Below are 286 nucleotides of genomic sequence, written 5' to 3' on the forward strand. Positions count from 1 at the left end.
ACTGGGCCACCCAGCGCGGCATGAAGGTGCGCGGGCACACCCTGGCCTGGCACGCCCAGCAGCCGTCCTGGTGGGGCGGCATCAGTGGCAGCACGCTGCGGCAGGCGATGATCGATCACATCAACGGTGTGATGGGCCACTACAAGGGCAAGCTCGCCTACTGGGACGTGGTGAACGAGGCGTTCAACGAGGACGGCAGCCGCCGCAACTCCAACCTGCAGCAGACCGGCAACGACTGGATCGAGGTCGCGTTCCGCACCGCGCGCAACGCCGACCCGTCGGTGAA

At 67.5% G+C, this 286-nt stretch carries 1 protein-coding gene; it reads left to right on the forward strand.

All coding sequences use genetic code 11. The features are described 5' to 3' along the window. A partial coding sequence (locus OP18_RS50845; protein WP_033368070.1) for an endo-1,4-beta-xylanase occupies positions 1-286 on the forward strand: 286 nt, incomplete at both ends.

Source organism: Dactylosporangium aurantiacum (genome assembly GCF_000716715.1).
GTDB lineage: Bacteria > Actinomycetota > Actinomycetes > Mycobacteriales > Micromonosporaceae > Dactylosporangium > Dactylosporangium aurantiacum.